The organism is Calothrix sp. NIES-2100 (genome assembly GCF_963875285.1).
Classification (GTDB): domain Bacteria; phylum Cyanobacteriota; class Cyanobacteriia; order Cyanobacteriales; family Nostocaceae; genus Aulosira.
The window spans coordinates 1,152,574-1,173,685 of the sequence record NZ_CAWNLA010000001.1 but is presented as its reverse complement, the minus strand read 5'-3'; the positions used below and the strand labels follow the sequence as shown (position 1 = coordinate 1,173,685).

Genomic DNA, 21,112 nt, shown 5'->3' with positions numbered 1-21,112 from the left:
ATCACCTTGCATCCAAGTAGTCACTATACCAAAGTCCGCCAAGGGGCAAGCCTTCAGCAACAAGGTTATTAATCAGCGGATCTTCACTAGCTCGCTTAATTTTAGCAAACCCATCCTCACCCTTTTCCAGAACCCAAACTTCTTCTGGTTCAAGGGCATCTACAAAATATGGTTGATGAGTTGTGACAAATACTTGCGATCCACCTTTCTGATTTGTAGCGTGTTCGCGGAATTCTCGTGCTAGGGTTTCTAAAAGTTTATGGTAAAGTCCATTTTCTGGTTCTTCAATGCACAAAAATGGTGGAGGTGAAGGGTCTTCTAACAACAGGAGATAGGCAAATAATTTAAGTGTTCCATCTGACATTTGTTGAGCATAAAATGGGTCTTGAAAACCCTTGTCATTAAATTGAAGCAGGAGTCTGCCATCTGGGCTTTTTTCGGTGCTAATCTTGTTTATACCGGGAATTTTACTAGATATTTTTTCCAAGATAGATTGAAACTTTTTGGGATGTTCTCTCTCCATAAACTGAACTACATTACCCAAATTATCTCCATGAATATTTAGATGCTTTTGCGGCCCAGCCAGCGGCAAACTTCGTGCAGCATCTGGAGTAAAATAGCTTAAATACCATCCTTCAATAAATCTCCTAAACATAGAAATTCTTGGGTGTTGTTTAAGTGACCCCAAAGTGGCGATTCCTAGTTTTCGCTTGTCGTCAAGTTCAACTATCTCAGTTCCTTTACTCTCCTCTTGGGCTTCACCTTTTTGGATTTTTTCGATGAATATTGACAAATTTAAATCACTTTCTTCTTCCTCAAATTGTTTGCCTTCTTGTTCACCTTTCCAGACAATTCCTCTACCTTCATTGAGAATGAGAAAAGAAAAAGGTTTTCCTTTATCTTGTCCTTTTCTTCGTTGTCTGAGTCTCTCTCTTTTTACATAAGGTCTTCCAGATGAGTCAATATCTATTGCTAACTCATAGGTAATTGGTCGAGCATTATGATTTTCTTTATAATAGATATCAAATTCAATACTTCCTTGTTGTCCTTGGGAACGAATTCTCTCAAATCCACCACGACCACGAGAATCACACGCTTCCTCTACGCCATTCTTTAAGCAATCTGCAAGAAAGCCAAAAGTGTCAAAAATTGTACTTTTACCCACGCCATTTTTACCGATGACAGCTGTCATTGGTGCTAGTGGCTTGGCATTCTGTGTGTTCCACAACTTCCCTAATGTAATATCACGAAGAACTCTGTAATTTCTCACCCTAAAGCCTTCTATTTGAGACATTTAATATCCCCTGCTCAACTAAGAATAATCTTATCGTGCCTTTACAGTTGTCTATTCAAATGCAAATTACTATATACGGCAGATGACTACTTGGTGATATCAATTCTATGTTAGGCTGCATATTAAAGCTGCAAGGCTAGAAGCCTGGGGCTACACAAACAAAGCCTGCCTTTGCAGGCTAATTATATGCATCTTCATATTAAATTGGTATGAGATCAAATTATCACAAGGGCACAACAATGTTGTGCCCCTACCTATGTAGGAAATATCATCCCAATAGTTTATAACAATGCTGGGGCTGTGCCTAACAAGCCTACTACTCCCAGTAACATCGCAATCCGTTCCCAGAAGACAAATCCTTCGTAAGCAGTCACACTACCTTGCTGTTGATAGCGTAGCAGTGCGATCGCCACACTCACCAACATGGCTGTGGAAAATACGAAAAACATGAGGGTATGTGCCATCGGTAATAATAGCAGGGCGATCGCAATTGAGATAATCAATGTGCCCATTAATCCCCAAGCAATCCCAAAAGCCGTTTCCTTTCCCCAGCTATTGGCAATTGTGACTATTCCCTGACTGCGATCGCCTGCTGTATCATGTAAATCCCAGATAATTTCCTTAGCTAAGGTATATAAAAATACGAAGCCAATTGGGTAAAGCATCGCAAAAGGTCGATCTCCAACCAAACTACCCAGCAAAATCACCGCAGATGCGATCGTGGCGACAATAAAATTAGCCAAAATCCCGCTTCGCAGTAGTATATGGGAGTAATTCCACAGCAAGATGGAACTGACAGTTACTAAAATCAAGCAAGAAATTCCTAGAGGAATAGCCGCTACCACCGCGCCGATAAACAAAATCAAAGCTGTCCACCAAACTTGTTGAGGTGAAATCCGACCAGATGGGAGTGGTCTTTGGGGGTGATCTATGCGGTCTTTATCCACATCCCAATAGTCATTAATTGCACAGGCCGCAGCGTGTGTCAAGATTAATATAATTGCTGTTAAGAGATATTGCTGTAATGAAGCTGCTGAATTGATTGCATAGATGGTAGCACAGCCTGTTAAAGCCGCAACAATAGCAACTGGTAATCGGAAAAGTTGGGCAAAATCACGAATCAATCTGATTGTGTGATTCTCTTGGGGAGAAGGAGAAGCATTTTGTCCTGATGCAGAAGTGAACGCATCAGCTTTTTTGTTAATATGCAATTGTTCTCTCATCACTCACCTCACATATTTTCATGTGGGTAATTAGAAATATCTTTGTATCTAGAAAGACGCGCAGCGTGTCACCTACTTACTTCAGTCTATCTCAGTTATATTTATCTAGGAATTTTGTCAAGGTGTTTGTTAAAAAAATCTACAATTGGCGCTCGCACTTGTTAGTTGAGAGATATAAAAGAACCCCACCCCCAACCCCCTCCCCGCAAGCGAGGAGGGGGCTATGATGTACCTTATTGATGATGCGTCGATAATTATCTAAGGTATCCATGCTCATTTACTGCCTGAATCACTGTAAATATTTTTACCGCGATGGGTGGTTTTAATCCAGCGCGATCGCTGTTTTTGCACACACATTCTTAATGTGACTACCATCATCACCGGCACCCAATGTACCATGTAGAGAGAACCTTGGATGGTTGCCCACAGCAAAGGCCAGCCGCGTAAATTTTGATATTGGTAAAGTCCGGCGATAAAAGCTACTGTTAAAATGATACTCAATATTGTCTGTAATGGCCACAGCACCGGGCGATCGCTATAAAATATTGTCCATAGTAAATCGGGAATCAGGGCAATTGGCAGGATAAATTGTAATAAAAAAAACAATAATAAATCCAGTTCTTTCTGCCAACCCAGAGTCAGGATTTGGGGAAAATAGTCGAGATAACGCTGATAGCCACCTTCGGCCCAGCGACAATGTTGATACCATAGTTGTTTCCAGGTTGTCACTGCTTCTTCTTGAATGGCTGGAAATGTGACAAACTCAATTTCCTTACCTAGCAAATAAAGTTTGAAGCACAGATCCAAATCATCGGTAACTGTGTCCTCATTCCAACCCTTGCACTTTTCTAGCAAATCCCGCCGCAGTAACATTCCATTCCCCCGCAACTCAGACATTCCGCCAATAGCAAGGCGATGGGTTTGCAGAAAACTATCACACATCATTTCCATCTGTTGACAACGGGTGAAGAAATTCGTGTCTGCATTGGCGATCGCTTTTCGGACTTGCACTGCACCAATACCTGGCTTTTCAAACAGCGGTACTGTTTGCTGGAGAATATTAGCAGGTAATTGAGCATCAGCATCGCAGATTAAGAGAATCTCGCCTTGGGTGAAGGGGAAAACTGCATTCAGCGCCCCAGATTTACCACCTTTTGATTCTCGGCGATGAACTTGTAACAGCGGAAATTGAGTTTGTAATTGGCTCAAAATTTCTGGGGTGTCATCGGTACTGCCGTCATCAACGATCCAAATATCTAGGCGATCGCTGTTATAATTCACCTGGAATATGCTGTGAACTAAATCTGCTAGGACTGCACTTTCATTTTTAGCGGGAACTATAATCGAGACTGGCGGTAAATCAGCATTGTTCTCAATTACCAATGTGGCTGGTTTTGCCATCAGCATTCGTAACATTTGCACAGTCAGCACCAAGGTTAACCCGACGATCATCCACTGGGTTTTGGGTTGCAAATGCCACAAACTTACAAGACACCATATCAGTATAACTACTAAAGTTGCCCGCAGACGGCGATCGCGATGAACGCTGATATTATTACTTGGCTGATTAATGTTTCTTGCCACTTTAGTTGCTACGCCCTCTCGGTTGTTTGCTGAGGCTGGCGAGGTAATAACAACATTGTCAATGCACCCAACAGAAAACCGCCCACCCCTGCGGCTATTCCCACAATCCACCTCAGTTTTTTGGCTGCATTTAATACGGGGTTATCGAGAAGATTAGAGGAGAAATGCAGCGATTGAATTGTCCATTTTTCCTGAAGTTTTTGCAGCACTGCTGTCCATCGCATCGCCATATCTGCGGTTTTACCATCTTTAAAAGAGAAAGATGCGATCGCATCTCCAGCGGAAACCACTGTCTCCGGCGAGAGAAAAGTTCTCACAGGCTCTCCCTGAATATTCATGTTGATATCTTTGATTGTATTATTAAACTGCTGATTCCAGTATTTCTCAAACTCAGGGACTTTGTGAAAAACCTGATTATCAACCGTTGTAATGGTGAAAGTTGGGTGTAAGTAAGGTGCGATTTGAGAAAAATTGCGATCGTTCAAAGCTTGTAAAGCAATTTCTCGCGTGCGAATAATCGCGCTAATCTCCTGGTTATTATCTGCTAGAGCCGATTGTGGTATATTCCAAATTACCAGCAGTAACAAAATACAGCAAAGTAGCTGCGTGTATTTATATCCGTTTGTCCATCTCTGTTTCAACATATAAAAAAGTCTATACATTTGGTTACAATTACGGATGCTATTTTTAATGCTATTAAACAGAATGAACTTTAACTGCTATCAAGTCAACTGAAGGCTGAAGTATGAAGTACAGGACTTACGCAACTAGCACATATATAGCGGTTCTCAGTTGGATGCAATACAAAATTATATCGTTGTGGGTAGGGGCACGGCACTGCCGTGCCCTCAAGAGTGTATTGGACTCAACCGAAAACCGTTATATATTCTGGTCTTGAGTCAATGGTCTTGAGTCAATGGTCAAGGTTTTTTGGACATTTGATATGATGTCCGGCAAATTACCCCTCGCTTATCCAACAGACCGCCGTCACCCTAGAAGGGTGCGGCTAATCGTACAAAGCCCACCTTCGTGGGCTAAGAAAATTTAGCCCACGAAGGTGGGCTTTGTAGCGTTAGCCCCAGGCTTCCAGCCTGCGGGCGGTATGTCGGGTAAGCGAGAGAACGGGGTCAAACCAACCATTCGCCAGCAGCATCCCTTAGGGAGAAGAGGTTAGGGGATGAGGGCGTGAGGTATTTATACAACGCCTGCCCTATATAGCTTTTAGCTTAAGTTGACACCAATGTGCTGCCCCCAACCCCCCTTGAAAAGCAACGCTGTTTCATTCCTTCCAAGACTCAAAAAAGACTTGTCTTGTTAAAGAAAGTTGTAACCTTGTTAAAGAAAGTTCTAACCTTGTTAAAGAAAGTTCTAACCTTGTTAAAGAAAGTTCTAACCTTGTTAAACAAAGTTCTAACTTTGTTAAAGAAAGTTCTAACCTTGTTAAAGAAAGTTCTAACCTTGTTAAACAAAGTTCTAACCTTGTTAAACAAAGTTCTAACCTTGTTAAACAAAGTCGTCACCTTGTTAAACAAAGGACTTGTGTTTACCGAAAAACTGGGTTGGCGACACATCAATATATTCTAGAGGGCACGGCAGTGCCGTGCCCCTACCGCGTGGTCTATTTACGTGAAAAGCGCTGTAATATTTCTGTTGACACTGAGCGTAGCCGAAGCGTCAACAAATTCGAGTCTCCTTAAGGCGACAAAGAAAGAGAAAAAAAGAACAAGTGTAAAGGGTAAAAAGACTAAAGTATAAAGGGCTACCGGATAATCCTCCCGAACGCGCAGACAACACGAAAACCAACATCAATGTTGAAGTAGTCGCGCTCCGCCCTATTGATGAGGTTGCGGGACGCGGAACGGCAGTTACTAGGAATGTTGCCCCAGGAACCGCCCCGCAGTACGGCTCTTCCTCGTTTTTTGTCAAAATTATTATCATCATCCAACCACGCACTACCATCTGTTGGCGCACCTTCATAGCTATGATGCCAATCGTCAAGACACCATTCCCATACATTCCCGTGCATATCGTATAACCCAAAAGCATTAGCTACTTTAAAGCTGCCTACTTCTGTTGTTTCTTGTCGATATCTTCCTTTTACCCCAGCAGCGTAACTTTCGGTAGCACGATAATTGGCTAACTCTGAAGTAATTGTCTCACCAAAATGGAATGGTGTTTTTGTCCCGGCTCTACAGGCATATTCCCATTCTGCTTCACTAGGAAGGCGGTAGCTTTTGCCTGTATATTGAGATAGGCGATCGCAAAACTCAACCGCTTCATACCAAGAGACATTCTCAACTGGTAGGTTATCACCTTTGAAATACGATGGGTGAGGTTTAAGTTGTCGGTTTACCTGCGGTAGAGAAGCTACTGCTTGCCATTGTCCCTGAGTTACGGGGTACTTACCAATGAAGAAGGGTGGAACAATTACTTCGTGCTGAGGGCTTTCACTTTTGTAACGTTGGGCTTCATCTTCCGGTGAACCCATGATAAAACTGCCTTCGGGGATGGATACCATTTCTAGGGTGACGTTGTTACCAAGTTTTTCGCTGTAGTGTTGAGCGAGTTTGGTGTCTTGCTTGATTATTTCGCCAATAAAGTTGACGGTAACAGTTTTAAACTCAAAGAATTTTAGCTCATCACTTTCTTGTCCCAAAGATTGAACATCTTTAAATACTTCTTGAGAAGAAAAAGCAGCTATAGCATTTTTAACTAAATCTTCTCCCACTCGATCCTGATTTCTTTGGGCTGCTGCTAAAGCCAAATCCAATCTCGCCAAAGGGTCTTGATTTGGTTCAATCCAACGCCAATAAGGACTTAATGAAGCTGTTATTCTGGCACTGCAACAGATTTGTTCTGAACTGAATTCCTGCTCATAACCCCATTCTAGAAACAAGATTAAATTTGAATTTTCTTGCAGAAGCAATTGCCGTCCTTTATTATCATCTCTATTGCTAAAAAGCTTGATAACTGTGTCACAGAAATTTTTATAATAAAAATCTAAAACTTGCGGAGCAATATCGTCAAGTCTTCTTCCTTTCTGCAATTTACTTTCTGCGTAAGTACGGGCAGGTTCGGGTAAAGTTACTCTCCAATCAGATGCAGTAGGAGACTTTTCTGCCATTGAAAACTTAAACAATTCCATCAAAGCTTGCTGACCACTTCTACCCTTAATCGCCCTAACTAAATCACGACTTAACCCACTCGGAAAAAAAGCCAATAAAGGAAATAAATCTTGAGCTTCTACCGATAACATCTCAAAGGAACGCTCTAAAGTTATCCGCAGACTTCTTTCTTTTCTTTCTTCAGGAGAATAAGAATCAAGAATTTCCAGTGGTTCAATTTGCAATTCTTCACAGAGCATCTTGATAGTAAATTGATTTTCTGCCATGTAAGATGCTGCTAGTTTAATGGGTAAAGGATAGCCATCCAGAAACTTTACTAAAAGATGAAAATTTTCTGCCAAATCATGATCATTTCCCCATTGTGCTTGTGATGGAGCATATTTTTTAAATATCTCTCTTGTTTCTGATGCTCCCATACTGCAAACTTCTTCTTGATGGCAATAAAGGATATCCCTGACTAGAGAATCACGGGAGGTTAACAAAATTCTTAAATTAGGACACTGTTCTAAAAGCGAGTTCAAAAGGTGAATGAGTTCATCGGCTTCTTTGGCAATTAATTTATCCAAATCATCGAGAATCAAAAACACTCGGCTATTTTTTAATTCTTTTTCTAAGGCAAAACTCTTTAATTCAAGACTCTGCTTGATTTTGGTAATTAGGGTTCCGACAGAATCAGTATCGCGCAAACTAATAAACCAAACTCCATCATGATAGCGATTACGCTCATGTAACCACTGACCAATGGCATAAGCTAAAGCAGTTTTACCTATTCCTCCCATACCATGAAGAGCAATACAACGCTTATCCGACTCTACCAGTGCTTGAATTACATGATGTATTTCTTGTCTGCGTCCGATAAAGTTGGGATCGTCGCGGGGAATATTAGTATTTGACCACTGGGGATAGATAACTTGGTGAGAATCGGCTGGTTCTATAATCAGCGATTGATTATGGGAAGTTTGGGGTAGTAATCGAAATTTGAAGGCTTCATCAAAATTAACTCCTTGCTGACCAGTCTGAGAGTTAAAGAGTTTTCTTAATTTATCATCAAGTTTAACTGCATTGCGACTGACTAAAAAAGCATCAGCGATCGCATCTTGATTGAATAATGCTTGATAAAGTCGTCGAGAAAAACATCTAGCTGCCACATCTAAAATTTTATCCTCAGCGTTAACCGCAATCACATGAGGCACTTTTGCCTTTACAAAAGCTTGAGCTAACTTTTCTGAATGACAGGCATTTAACAATGCTAATTGACAAGGTGCTTGCTGCTGATTTGATAAGGCGATCGCCAATTCTTCTTCACTAAAATAACGAGCAATTCCTACTTCATCTTCTAATACCAAGGCTGTAGTCTCAGTATCCCTCATTCCATGACCAATAAAATGAATAATCAGTGGTTTGACACGATGAGACAACACATCTTGTAGAGTCTGTGAAGTGGCTACTTTCACCACTATTTCCACTGCTATCGGATGAGATATAGCCTTTAATACTAAAGCGATCGCATTAATTTCTTCTTGGAGCGATAAATTCTCTATCGGTGATAAATTTTCATTGAGTAGAGGGGCTGAAAACAAAATCAGAATTTGATTACTAAACGAATTTTCTTGTTCAGTAACTTTTTCTATCCCTGGACTAAGGGGAACGTTTACATCTACTTTTGAGACAGCCATTCTTCTATTTCTTCATCAGTAGCGGTACTTAAGTCAAGAGGAGGGCGTTTTGGCTGTTCTAACTTGCCTTTTGGTTCTATCCCTTTTTCTCGCAATTTTCGCCGCCAATTATTAATTGCTTTAGCAGTTTTGATACTGTAATCCACTAATTGGGCTGTTGCTGCTACCCCGGAAATGACCAAAACAATATCATCTACTCCTATTACCCGATTTAGTGGCTTTTGTAACTTGATTGAACTCATTCCCAACAATGTTTCTAAATACTCTATTTCATCTGGTGGCAGTTGGGATGAAATAACTATTGAACAAAGTAGAATTTCACTCATGTATACCTCTAAAATTTTGATTTTTTTATCTGATTTAGGTAGGAATTTATTGCAGCTACTATCATATCGAGTTAAGAATATAATCAGCCCACACAAAGTCGAAGCTGCATGAAACTGCTTTTTGATTTTATTGACTCATGTACATAAAGCCTAGTCTACATAGTGTGTACAAATCTACTAATGCACAGAACTGCGTTGACACGCATAATAGCATTAATAGTGAATTTACGGTATATTCCCGTAAATTACGACATCAGTTAGATGTGGCTACTTCTGTTTTGGAGATACATTCCTCAAAGACATAGGCAGAAGTAAGGCAGGTGATGCAATGACAGTTAGCACTCAAACTACAGCACAAATTCTGGAGCAAGTTCAGCAATCGGAGTCTACACTAGGACTGAGGAACCAAGCCTGTCGTTCCAAATTCTTTGTTCATCCTCACACCACTTCAAAAGTTTGTCTGTTCTTGCATGGTTTTACAGCAGCACCTTACCAATTTGAACCGCTTGGCAAAGCTTTATTTAATAAAGGATACAATGTTTTAATTCCCTTACAACCCGATCATGGACTTGCAGGTAATTGGAATCGGCAAAATCCGCCACCACTGTCAACAGAAATTGAAACTTATCAACAATTTGTACTGGATTGGTTGCAGATTGCCAAAACTCTAGGTGAACAAGTGGTAGTTGGTGGATTATCTACAGGGGGAACCTTAGCCGGCTGGTTAGCTTTAGAATATCCCCAGGAGATTGATCGGGCGTTATTGTTTGCACCTTATTTAAGCAGTTATAATTTATTATTTGATGGACTGATAAAAATCTTGCCAATTTACTTTGAATGGTTTAACAAAGACGCATCTGGAAATTTTGGCTATAAAGGTTTTCGGATTCCCGCATTACGCATATTTCTGGAGTTAGGAGAAAAGCTATTAAAACAGGCGCAAAAAACTGAAGCTGCACCGATATTAATGGTTTCTAGTGAGAGCGATCGCGCTGTAAGCTTATCTAAACAGCAAGACTTTTTTAACATGGTACTCCAGCACCAACCAAAATCCTGGTATTACTGCTTCGATGATTCGCTGCACATTGAACACCGGATGATGACGAAAATCGAAGATAATGATTATGAGGAATTGGTGATTACCCTGGCTAAAGCATTTGTTGACAGTGATTTAACCTGGACACAGTTTCAGCAACTCGCAAAGCGGATAGTGCAGGGAGCAAGTTACGAGCAAATTAAGCAAGAGTTGAATTTGGATACTCAAGCTTCGCAACAGATGTCTGCAATGATGACTCAAAGTTTAGGTTGCGATCGCCTGAAGTGTATTAATCCATCTGAGATGTAAAAGAAAACAGGGAACCGCCATCATTCTTAGGAAATTTTAATGCTTTTATCAGGGCTAATTCAGGGCGAAGGCTCATACTAGTAATTCAGCTAGTGGTGAGTGGCAAATAAATTATGAAAAAACGATATTTTTTACAGGCTGGTGCGGCAATAGTCGGCACAGTCTGGTTATCGCGTTATTTAACAGGTCGGTCACCAGTAATGGCGATCGCCAAAAATCAATTTGAAATCACCAAAACTGACGAAGAATGGCGCAAGATTTTAACACCAGAACAGTTTAGTGTGCTGCGGAAACATGGAACTGAAAGTGCTGGTACTAGCCCACTCGATCACCAATATGCCAAAGGTACTTATGTCTGTGCTGCTTGCAGCTTACCATTGTTTACATCGGAAACCAAATTCAACAGTGGCACAGGCTGGCCTAGTTTTTACGCACCTATTGATAACGCAATCGGCATATCTGTCGATAACTCGTTTTTGATGACCAGAGTTGAAGTGCATTGCCGGCGCTGTGGTGGGCATTTGGGTCATGTATTTGATGATGGCCCTGCACCTACGGGCAAACGTTACTGTATGAATGGGGTGGCAATGAAGTTTATTGCCAGTCGAGGTTAGGTTAATTTTTACTAATTATGCGGTTTACAATCTCATGTCAATTCATAACTTTACTCTCTCGCGCCATTTAATACGCAACTTGTCTATTATTTCACTCACAGTTGTACTGTTATGCGGTGCATCTCTTGTGATACTTCGTACTCCCGCCACTGATATCTCAACTGTTGCACCCCAAGGAAAACAAGTAGCAGTGTTCGCTGGCGGGTGCTACTGGGGGATGGAAGCAGTTTTTGAGCATGTCAAAGGTGTTTCTGATGTCGTTTCTGGTTTTTCTGGAGGTAGTGCAAAAACCGCAAACTATGGGCTGGTCAGTGCGGGATTAACTAATCACGCAGAATCAGTGAAAATTACTTATGATCCTTCACTCATATCATATAGCCAGCTTCTCCATGTCTACTTTTTGGTGGCACATGACCCAACACAGTTGAATCGACAGGGACCTGACTCAGGTCAGCAATATCGTTCGGCGATCTTCTTTGCTAACGATCAGCAAAAACAGGTTGCACAAGAATATATCGCTCAACTCAACAAATCGCAAATCTTCCCTCAGCAGATTGTCACCCAATTAGCTCCCTTGCAAGGTTTTTATCAGGCTGCGGCATACCATCAGAATTACATAGCACGCCATCCAGGCAATCCCTATGTAGTAGTGAATGACTTGCCGAAGCTGGTTAAACTTCAAGCTCAGTTCCCTAACCTGTATAAAAATTGACCGAAAATAATGGAATACAAGCCCCGTCCTTCTATTGGGACTACCTTGTGTCTTGTGAATTACAAATTTCCTTTTGATATCTTTTCAATTTGTTGAGTAAAGTAAGTCTCATCATACTTGAGTTGTTGTGCCAATTCTAAACCCTTTTGAAAAGCAGCTAGTGCTTGGGGATATTGTTTTTGTTCTAGATAAATTTTCCCCATTTGGTCGTAGGCTTGCATCACTCCATAATAGTTAGCAGCTTGGGTTTGCGCTGCAATTAAAATTTGACTAGTTTGCAAAGCATCGTCTATTTGTCCTTGCCCACGGTACAGTGCAATTATCTGCTGTAAAGCTTCACCAGCATCAACATATTGCTGCAATTCCCAAGCGGTAGTATAAGCTGCTTGATAATTTTTAAATGCTGATGCTAGTAAACTAGGATTTTCCTTGGCTAATGCTTGATAATTTGCCGCGATCGCTAGTTTTAATTTTGGTAATTGAGTTGTATTATTTTCACTGGTGTAAATTTCTGCCAGCTTGCTCAATATATTTATCGATTGTTGCGGGTCTTTAGCCTGTTCGTAAATATAAGCTAGCTGTTGCAAGTATGCTACCTGGTTTAATTTATCACCACCGGCAGTAGCCAAACCCAACAATTCTTGATAAGTGGCTGCGGCTTGGGGATAATCAAACCAACCTAGATGTACTTCCCCAATGGTTTTGAGGGTATCAACAATAGCGGCGGTATTTTTTTGCTGTCGCACTGTTGCCAAAAGGCGATCGTAAACTTGTAGCGCCAGTTGCGGCGATCGCACTTTTTCATAACCTGCACCAAGCGATCGCAATAATTGTAAATCCAGGAGTGGTTGAGATAGTGCTTGCTGTTGAATAGCTTGCAAGCGTTGGGTAATATATTGTACCTCTTCGCGATTATTGCGAGTAAATGCGATCGCCCCCACCCGTGACAATGCTTGGACTTCAGTTAATGAACCATATAAGCGGCGTAAACGTAATTCTCGGTTCCAAATCTCAAACGCCGCTACCGAATCTCCAGCTGACAGCTTAGCCGCAGCTTCCTGATTTAACTGATCGATTTGCGGTTCTAGCTGTTGCAGTTGTGCAGGCGTTAACTTTTTCGGATCGCCCAAAGGTGATAGTAATGGATCGGGAATAATATTCTCTAGTGGGCTTGGCGGAAATTTATCGGGCGGTTTCGGCTTTTGGCTCTGTGCCAGCGTCAACGAGCTGCTAAACTGCCAGATTATAGCCGCAGTCATAATTACACTTAACAGACGTAATTGCTTGCTCTCGTTACATTCGCTCATTTGCTAATCTCCCTACCCCATAACCTAAGTTACCAATTTAAAGGACGCATAAAGCGATCGTTATTCTCCCCGATTACTGGAGATGAGGGAGTGTGGGGAATTTTCTTCCCAATGCCCAATGCCCAATGCCCAATACCCATCGCGAAGCATTAAAATACTTCAAGGATGATCCAGCAATTATTAAATTATTTGTAATGACTCACTCTACGGACATTGCTACCTTAGCTCGCTGGATGGCAGCTGACTTTAGCAATCAAGAACAAGCTTTTGAAAACCCGCCTTTTTATGCTCATATTCGCGTGTGTATGCGTCCCCTACCCCTAGAACTCTTATCAGGGGTGAGTTTGTTTTTAGAGCAAGCTTATGACTATGCACTCAATCAACCTTATCGGTTGCGAGTATTGAAGTTTGAGACTGTAGGCGATCGCATTAACCTGGAAAATTACACCGTTAAAGAAGAAGAAAAATTTTACGGTGCTTCTCGCAATCTAGAAAAACTCGCCACCTTAACTACTGATGACGTAGAAAAGATGTCAGGATGTGACATGATTGTAGAATGGACTGGCAACAGCTTTAAAGGTAGGATAGAACCTGGAAAAGGCTGTATCGTTGTTCGCAACGGGCAAAAAACCTATCTCGATAATGAATTTGAAATTAACGAAGACAGACTTCTCAGCCTTGACAGAGGACGAGATCTAGAAACTGATGAGCATCTGTGGGGATCTGTAGCTGGGCCATTTCACTTTGTCCGCTGGAATAGTTTCGCTGATGAAGTGAAAATCTAAAAAATCTGGGTAATGAGTTTTCACCCCTTACCCACTCTCCCAGATAAATGGCGGGGGATTGGGGGTGGAAACAGTAAGATGCGATCGCCTAAGTACAAAAACTTAATTTTCCCCTGATTTTGTAAAAACTCAGAAATTTCTCCCAACAGAGGATGTATTTTTGGCTATAATCTTGCTAATATAGTTAAGCGCGAGTGCGGCGGCATAGCCAAGTGGTAAGGCAGAGGTCTGCAAAACCTCCATCCCCCGGTTCAAATCCGGGTGCCGCCTTTAACAAATGTCGATTGTCAAATTATTTGTCCGCGTTGACAAATTAATGTCACTTTTGACTAATTACTGTCCGCGTTGACAGATTGATGTCCTTGATGTGCGTTTTAGACAACTTAATGTCGGTGTTGAAAAATTAATTTTCCCGTTGACAGGGAATAAATATCACCGCTAACACATTAAGCGTCATGACCAAGGACTAAACCCTTTATGTAAGGATTGCAGACCTCTGCCTTACCTTTCAACCCACCATTAAATCTACCAAGGTTTGAGCGTAATTGCTCAAACCTAATTATAAATATTCAATTTTTAACCTGTCCATTGCTACAAGCGCAGTTGAAATTAAGGTAATAGGCGAAGACGCGATCACCGCCCAAATTCTTGCACCATAAGCATCCTTTCAACCCGCCTCAAGCTGTGAAGGGTATTGAAACCATAACAACTAGCGAGTCGCGATTCCCTTCTGTAATCTTTCAACCCGCCTCAAGCTGTGAGGGGTATTGAAACTGAACGGCAGGGAATTGTTAAACACTGGCAATGGCGCTTTCAACCCGCCTCAAGCTGTGAGGGGTATTGAAACTTTGCGGCAAACTAGCGATCGCATTGGCTGAAATAGCCGCTTTCAACCCGCCTCAAGCTGTGAGGGGTATTGAAACTCTGGCTGCATGTGGATTTAAAGTTTCCCCTCTCTTTCAACCCGCCTCAAGCTGTGAGGGGTATTGAAACTCCAGCGCCTCAAATCCTTCACCAATAAAGACTTCTAGAAGCATTTTTGTCAGATCTGCCAAAATCGCCTGTCACTTAACACTTAAAAAAGTAAATTAACTGACACCATAAAAGCTACAAGCCTTAATCAATAAGCGATTTGAAGTTTTGGCAGATCCCCAGGGAAATTGACCCGCTTCGATTCGCCAAAAAATAATTAAGGTGGGTTCCTCCTTGGTCGGAGGTGATTCAGTAGCCACCACTGCGGTAAACCCGCACCTCTATTACTGGGGGCGCACCTTATTCCTATCCACAAGGGATAGCAGCATCAAGGTGGGCAGCTACCAGGGTCAGAAAGCAAGACTGTTTAACAGCAGTCAAACTAACCCACATTTACACAGCACAGCGGCTTTATACAAGCATGAACTGCGACGCTATTAATGATACTTATTCTATTTTCAAGGTTCGGTGTTTTGTCAATCAGGTTTTTTGGCGGGAATGGTAAGCGGCGATCGCTAATTCTTTCGCCTTCTCTTGCGGACTACCTCTAATCGGCTGTTTTGACTCCTCTATCACAATTCCAGTTTTAGCAGCTGAAGAGCGAATATTTTCAATCAATCTACCGTAGCTCCATTGATGGGTACTAACTCGGTATTGTTTGGCATATTTTTGTTGGACTTCTATTAAGTCTGATTTCTGTTCAGCTTTGGCTTGAATCTCGCTTTGAACTTGTTCTCGCATATCGCCCAATTTAGGGAGAACAATACTACCAGCTTTATATGTTTGGGCGATCGCAATAATCTCTTTTGCCAGTAATCTTTCTATATATTCCCCTAACTCCGATTCTCCCAACTCATTTGGTGCAGCAAGCATTTGAGCTATTTGGCGTTGGTGGGATAAAGTGTGCTTTTGCTGTCGCTGTCGATTTAGCAGTTTGTAGTTATCACCAAGTAGTTGTCTGATGCTGCGATAGGTAAGGACTTTACCTATAGTCCCGTCTACTACTGCTACTGTTGCAGGCTTCTCTAAACCAAGGCTAACTGCAACAAGAATATGAGATTGACCTTGATATAGGGGCTTGCTAGGACGGGGAAAGGAGTTATTAATTCTGGCTAGAGATGAGTTTTTCCGTTTTATATGAGCAAGTTGTTGATCGTTGAGTTCACCTTTAGCTTTTGTCTGGGTGATAGTTTTAGCAATTTCTTCTGCTTTCTCAACTCTTACAAGGTTTGTTCCTTCAGCAGTCCATAGGCGAGTATCTACAGAACAGTAAAAAATTAAGTGGTTAACTTTCCACTCTTCACCTTTACCTTCCCCTTCTTGCCAAGCAATACGCCCACTACGGAGAGTGAATAGGCTACTAGAGTGTTGGTTTTTGCTGTTCTGCTTAATTTGTTGGTCTTCTAAAAAGCGTTGAAACCAGTGGAGTTGGCGAGAATCGCAGTAGACTTGAAAGCTATGCTCACTCAAACCATTGAATTTTACACATATACGTCCACGCTCGTTCTTAAACCAAGTCATGTCTTCGTTAGTTTCATAAGCAATTGGGAAAGGTACTTTGCTAGATTTTTTTAAAAGGCTGTCTTGCCAAGATTTAGCCTCTGTTTCACTTTCAGGAACGTTATGAGTGGCAAGCAAAAGAGTTTCTAACCATTTGCCATTTGTTAAATCTCGACCTTTGGGAATTCGTGCCTCTAGCTGTTCTCTCAGGCGTTCAATCTGAATCTCAAGCTTACGGCGGCGTTTAGCAAACTTTTGAGTGTCTTCCTCTTTATCATTGATTTTGCAACCATTTTTGAGAAGATAGCTAATTGCACAATGAGTCAAAATATCTTCTGTGTCGCGGTAAGCCTCAAACAAAGTTTTAGAGATACTACGTTCGCGTAGCGTGCGCTCGGCGCAATCGCCTTCTGCAACTTTTGATTTTTTAGTCTTTTTACGTTTGTTTCCTTTCCCTGGTTGTGCTTCAACTGTATCGGACTGGGGAGTAAAATGAGCCAGGATTTCATCAGCTTTGCTACGAAGGCTTTCTAGGGTCACACCACTGACTTCTACTAATTCAGCATCGCTTTTAAGCATTTCCCACCAGCGAATTTTGCCTTCTAGTTGGGACTGCGATCGCTTCATTAACTTGAACCAAGATTTGTAGATGTAATTAACTGTGGCGATCGCACTCGTGTAAAACCGTCCAGGCTGACCGATGAAGGAAGGGTCAGTTTTCAAAGGTTGGCAGAGTTCTTTGACAATACTAGTGGGGTGTTTGCCCTTTTGTCGCCAAGTCTCAAACTCTGGGTGTTGATGTACCTGACGTAGTAGTTCATTAATCAGTGGCGTATTTAGCTCTGCCATCAACTTCCATAGCTGTTGGCGGGTAGATTCACTTGCTACTAAACGACACTGAATAGTAATTTGGCTCATACGTTTACCAACACATATGTCTAATAATACCACAAATGTTTAATTAACCGCTGCGCCTACAATGATTTCATGCAAGAAATGTTTTTTACGAGTAAACAAGCGGCTGACATCACAGGCTGCACCCTGCGTCAACTCCAGTACTGGCGGGAAAAGGGTGTGGTTGTTCCTGTTATTGGTGAGACGGGAACAGGACGTAGTATTTATTACTCAAAGCCAAATTTGATGGAACTGGCAGCAATGTTATATTTTTTGTCGATGGGATTGAGTTTTGATATTGCCAGTACTACGCTGAACACCCTCAAAGACAAAGAACCGGAGTTATTTGACTCTGGTAAAGGTAGTCGGTGGATGCTTCTTTGGCAGGGGCATAAGCGATCGCTAAATCTTGTAGTGTATGACCGAGAACAAGCGATCGCATCTCTAGATGAAGGTAAACCTGTGATTCCGGTGTGGTTAGATGTGATTTATCAGCAGTTGATAAATAAATTGGCGCAGTAGAACAAAACTGCTATTGCTGTACGTTAGATAAAAAGATAGTAATTTTACTTATATGAGTGTTACTTGCGCTTCTCCAAGAAAGGCATGAGAATTTGTGTAAGTGCATAGTAACCCAGTAATGAAACCGGAAGAACAGGCAAGGCAAAAGATAGACCAATTACTCACCACCGTTCTATGGGTTATCCAAGACTATGAGCAAGTTAACTTGGGTGCGGGTTTGGGAATATCCCTTGAAATCTGGTTTTGCTGATTACTTGCTCTTCATCAATCGCAAAGCTGTTGGAGTCATTGAAGCGAAACCTGCTGGATTTGCTTTAAGCGGTGTTGAAATACAATCCGACAAATATTCTTTTAACTTGCCCAAAAGTGTTCCCTGTCAACAAAAGCGCATTCAAATAAATTACACAAAATTCGACAACAGCAAAAATACTTAATTTATATATAAAGTGATTTCTGTATTTTTCCGAAATCTCACTCATTTAAATTAGATGGATCTGCGTCTAATTTGAAATAGAGTATCGTATTTTAGGGAAAATTTTTGAAAATTAAGCTACTAAGTGGTGTTGCAACTGCCGCTTCATTAGCATCATCATACTTGGTGCCATTTTCAAATTTATTAGTACAGCTATATTACTTAAAATTAGACATTAGAGAGAAACATAAATGGAAATTAATATCGTCTCTAAATTAGAAAATACCCGTAAACTACTACAAGAACTAGGTAACTCAGTCTCTATTTTAGTTAACTCATCTCCTGACATTTTTGATGATCCTGGTATTAAATCTTGTTTAGAGGGATTCTTGACTGTTTATAAAGAAGCAGTCCAACGATTAGAAAATCCTAGTTTTCGCATTGCAACTATTGGGACAACTTCTTCTGGAAAATCAACTATTGTTAATGCGCTAATTGGTCATAAAATTGCACCAATTGAAGCAGGTGAGATGAGTGGTGGAGTCCTCTCCCTTAAACATTCTCAGGAACGAAAATTATTCATTGCAGAAACAGAGGATGCTGCTTGGGAGACTGGTGAATGGACAAAGTTAAGCGATGAAGATTTATATCAACGTATTCGCACAGTAATGCACTCATATCACGATGCACGTAAAAAGCGAGAATATGTTGCACCACAAGTAACAGCTTATGTTCCTCTTTTACCTGCTTGTGATTCCTCCTTACTAGGCTTACCTGAAGAGATAGGGGTAGAACTGATTGATTTACCTGGGCTTAAATCAGTACAAGATAGAACTAATTTGGCAACTATTCAACAGCAAGTTAATAAAGCTTTCAGCCTAGTTGCTTTAGACTATATGCAAGTGGATGATGACCACAGAAAACGACTATTAGAAGAATTAAAAAAAGTTGTTGAATATTTGCAGGGACGCACAGATTCAATGATTTTTATCTTAAATCGAGTTGATCAACGAGGAGCAGATGATTTACCTCTAGAAGTGCGAATTAATAAGTTAAGAGAAGAAATTAAAGACGTTTTATCGCTTCCAGAACTTCCTGATGTTTTGCCTTTTAATGCTCGTCTTCTATATTACGCTCAGTGTGCTTGGGGGTCAGGAGCTTTTAACGAAGCATCAAAAGTTCCTCAACAGACACGGTTAAAATTTATCCAAGCAATGTTTCAAGATTGTGCTGGGGTAATTAAATTAAATACCAAAGAAAACAGAAATTTAAAAAATTGGTTTCGTGATATTGAAGATGATATAGAAGATAATAAGCCTATTGATGATGAGATCATGCGGCAAATTCTCCGCTATTGTCTAGAATGGAGCGGTGGTAGAGAACTTTGGAACCGCTTCCGTGTCCGAGTTCAAGAATCATTTGCAGAACTGGTTATACTTCCAGCTTTAGTGGATGTATTTGATAACTACTCGACTTTATCGCAATTTCTAGATGTTGTGATTCAAACAAGACAAATTTATAACCAAAAGCAAGTTGAAGAAGAAAGAGAAAGATTAGATAAAATTAAGCATATTTTACATAAAAATATTAATAAAATTGGCAGAGAATTTAAATCTGAGATTGAAGATTTCATAGGAGGATTAAAAACTGATAATCCTCAAACTAGGCTTAAGATTAAGAAAAATGCTGAAAAAAAAGGGCGTAATGGGTTTTCTTTAATTTTTGATGCTGTCAGCGAGGTAGAAGGAGACTTAACGGATGTTTTAATTGTTCCAGTTCGTGATGCTCTTAAAAATAATCAAGGCGCTTTTGAATTAAGAGATAAGCTACGGGAAGTTATATCACCTTCCTTAGCTGATGACATCGCTAAAACCTATGATAATGTTAGCCGAAGAATCAGCCAATTTTCTCACGAGTCAGAGTATTTAGTTAAGCGTGTACGTGCTGATAATGAGAAAGGTCAGAAAGAACTTGAGCATGATGAACGTCATGTTCGTCTCTTGTACCACACTATGAGGACAGCTATATCAACTAGAGCAGAGTTCTTCCTCCAAGGAAAAGCAAAACAATTTGAACAAGCTTTAGAATCATTAGTTGATGAACAAATCGAGAGATTGAAAATTTGTTTATCTGAGGATAGCTTTAATTCTTCAATTGATTTTGAAAAAGCAGCAATAAGTGATTTACGCACCAAGTTAGCTCAAAATCTGCCAACTTTACCTGATAAATTTTTTGAAATTTCAGATAATATTAAGCAAAATCGTTCTAAAAAGACAGAAGTAGTTGGGCAGAAAACCGAAAACGTAACACGTACAAAAACAGAACAAGAAAGCTATACAGAATATTATCAAAGTGGTTCGTGTTTTCAAAATACAAAAAGTAGAACTAAAACAAGACCTGTAACACGTAGTTATACCGAGTCAGTAACTCGTGATATTAAGGCAGATGTAGAGTATATTGAACTTTTCCTTCCATCCCCAGATTTAATGGCAAAACAATGGTTAAGTGGAATTGAGAAAGGAAAAGGAAGTTTATGGGATATTTTACTAGACTGGATTCTCAAACGCTTAGATTATGTCAGTTCTATCTTTGAAGATTCTGTTAATGACCTCACTAATATAGCTGAACGTGCTTTAGAAAAGCAATTAAGCATCATAGAGGATAATTTTGAACAGGAAAAACAGTTTTGGAAGGATTTTGAATCCAACAAAACTAATACTACAGCTATTTGCTACATGTTGGAAGAAGAATTCCGCTAAACCTAAATTTACTTAAATTATGGTTATTATACCTAATTTGAAATAAAAAAATTATTAAATGA

Annotated in this window: 15 protein-coding genes and 1 tRNA gene; 8 read left to right on the top strand and 8 right to left on the bottom strand. The window is 40.6% G+C overall.

The window, feature by feature from the left end:
* Position 1: 1 nt before the first annotated feature.
* From AACU32_RS04780 to AACU32_RS04755, 6 genes are all read right to left on the bottom strand, one after another.
* Entirely contained in the window at positions 2-1,294 is a 1,293-nt protein-coding gene (locus AACU32_RS04780; RefSeq protein WP_096598326.1) for an AAA family ATPase, read from the bottom strand.
* A gap of 281 nt (positions 1,295-1,575) precedes the next feature.
* Entirely contained in the window at positions 1,576-2,517 is a 942-nt protein-coding gene (locus AACU32_RS04775) for a geranylgeranylglycerol-phosphate geranylgeranyltransferase (RefSeq protein WP_096598324.1), read from the bottom strand.
* A 273-nt stretch (positions 2,518-2,790) separates the two neighbouring features.
* Positions 2,791-4,101, bottom strand: a complete 1,311-nt coding sequence (locus AACU32_RS04770) for a glycosyltransferase (RefSeq protein WP_339377514.1) — start codon at positions 4,099-4,101, stop codon at positions 2,791-2,793.
* A gap of 8 nt (positions 4,102-4,109) precedes the next feature.
* On the bottom strand, positions 4,110-4,745 hold the full coding sequence (locus AACU32_RS04765; protein ID WP_096598322.1) for a YybH family protein: 636 nt from the start codon (positions 4,743-4,745) through the stop codon (positions 4,110-4,112).
* Between the two features lie 1,115 nt (positions 4,746-5,860).
* Positions 5,861-8,902: an SUMF1/EgtB/PvdO family nonheme iron enzyme gene (locus AACU32_RS04760; protein ID WP_096598318.1), complete on the bottom strand. Its 3,042-nt coding sequence runs from the start codon at positions 8,900-8,902 to the stop codon at positions 5,861-5,863.
* Positions 8,884-9,228 (bottom strand): hypothetical protein, encoded by a 345-nt coding sequence (locus AACU32_RS04755; protein ID WP_096598316.1) that lies wholly within the window; start codon positions 9,226-9,228, stop codon positions 8,884-8,886. The genes AACU32_RS04760 and AACU32_RS04755 overlap by 19 nt, the downstream gene beginning before the upstream one ends.
* A 328-nt stretch (positions 9,229-9,556) precedes the next feature.
* On the opposite strand from AACU32_RS04755, the gene AACU32_RS04750 reads away from it, so the two are divergent.
* From AACU32_RS04750 to msrA, 3 genes are all read left to right on the top strand, one after another.
* On the top strand, positions 9,557-10,573 hold the full coding sequence (locus AACU32_RS04750) for an alpha/beta hydrolase (protein WP_096598314.1): 1,017 nt from the start codon (positions 9,557-9,559) through the stop codon (positions 10,571-10,573).
* A gap of 113 nt (positions 10,574-10,686) precedes the next feature.
* Positions 10,687-11,187 carry a peptide-methionine (R)-S-oxide reductase MsrB gene (gene msrB / locus AACU32_RS04745; RefSeq protein WP_096598312.1) on the top strand — a complete coding sequence of 167 codons (501 nt, stop codon included), beginning with the start codon at positions 10,687-10,689 and terminating at the stop codon, positions 11,185-11,187.
* 34 nt (positions 11,188-11,221) lie between these two features.
* The gene (gene msrA, locus AACU32_RS04740) at positions 11,222-11,899 is read left to right on the top strand and encodes a peptide-methionine (S)-S-oxide reductase MsrA (RefSeq protein ID WP_096598310.1); all 678 of its coding nucleotides are present in this window, start codon (positions 11,222-11,224) and stop codon (positions 11,897-11,899) included.
* Positions 11,900-11,958: 59 nt separating this feature from the next.
* Here msrA and AACU32_RS04735 read toward each other — a convergent pair whose 3' ends face one another.
* Positions 11,959-13,206, bottom strand: coding sequence for a tetratricopeptide repeat protein (locus tag AACU32_RS04735; RefSeq protein WP_096598308.1), 1,248 nt, complete (start codon positions 13,204-13,206; stop codon positions 11,959-11,961).
* 194 nt (positions 13,207-13,400) lie between these two features.
* Here AACU32_RS04735 and AACU32_RS04730 point away from each other — a divergent pair, with 194 nt between their 5' ends.
* Positions 13,401-13,991 carry a CpcT/CpeT family chromophore lyase gene (locus AACU32_RS04730; RefSeq protein ID WP_096607858.1) on the top strand — a complete coding sequence of 197 codons (591 nt, stop codon included), beginning with the start codon at positions 13,401-13,403 and terminating at the stop codon, positions 13,989-13,991.
* 198 nt (positions 13,992-14,189) lie between these two features.
* A tRNA-Cys gene (locus AACU32_RS04725) sits at positions 14,190-14,261 on the top strand.
* A gap of 1,182 nt (positions 14,262-15,443) precedes the next feature.
* On the opposite strand, the gene cas12k is transcribed toward AACU32_RS04725, so the two are convergent.
* The gene (gene cas12k / locus AACU32_RS04720) at positions 15,444-17,381 is read right to left on the bottom strand and encodes a type V CRISPR-associated protein Cas12k (RefSeq protein ID WP_096598305.1); all 1,938 of its coding nucleotides are present in this window, start codon (positions 17,379-17,381) and stop codon (positions 15,444-15,446) included.
* A 69-nt stretch (positions 17,382-17,450) separates the two neighbouring features.
* Between cas12k and AACU32_RS04715 the strand changes: the two genes are divergently transcribed.
* From AACU32_RS04715 to AACU32_RS04705, 3 genes are all read left to right on the top strand, one after another.
* Positions 17,451-17,879, top strand: coding sequence for a MerR family transcriptional regulator (locus tag AACU32_RS04715; protein WP_096598303.1), 429 nt, complete (start codon positions 17,451-17,453; stop codon positions 17,877-17,879).
* A gap of 191 nt (positions 17,880-18,070) precedes the next feature.
* Positions 18,071-18,313 carry a hypothetical protein gene (locus AACU32_RS04710; RefSeq protein ID WP_339377513.1) on the top strand — a complete coding sequence of 81 codons (243 nt, stop codon included), beginning with the start codon at positions 18,071-18,073 and terminating at the stop codon, positions 18,311-18,313.
* Positions 18,314-18,542: 229 nt separating this feature from the next.
* Entirely contained in the window at positions 18,543-21,050 is a 2,508-nt protein-coding gene (locus AACU32_RS04705; protein WP_096598300.1) for a dynamin family protein, read from the top strand.
* Positions 21,051-21,112: the final 62 nt, after the last annotated feature.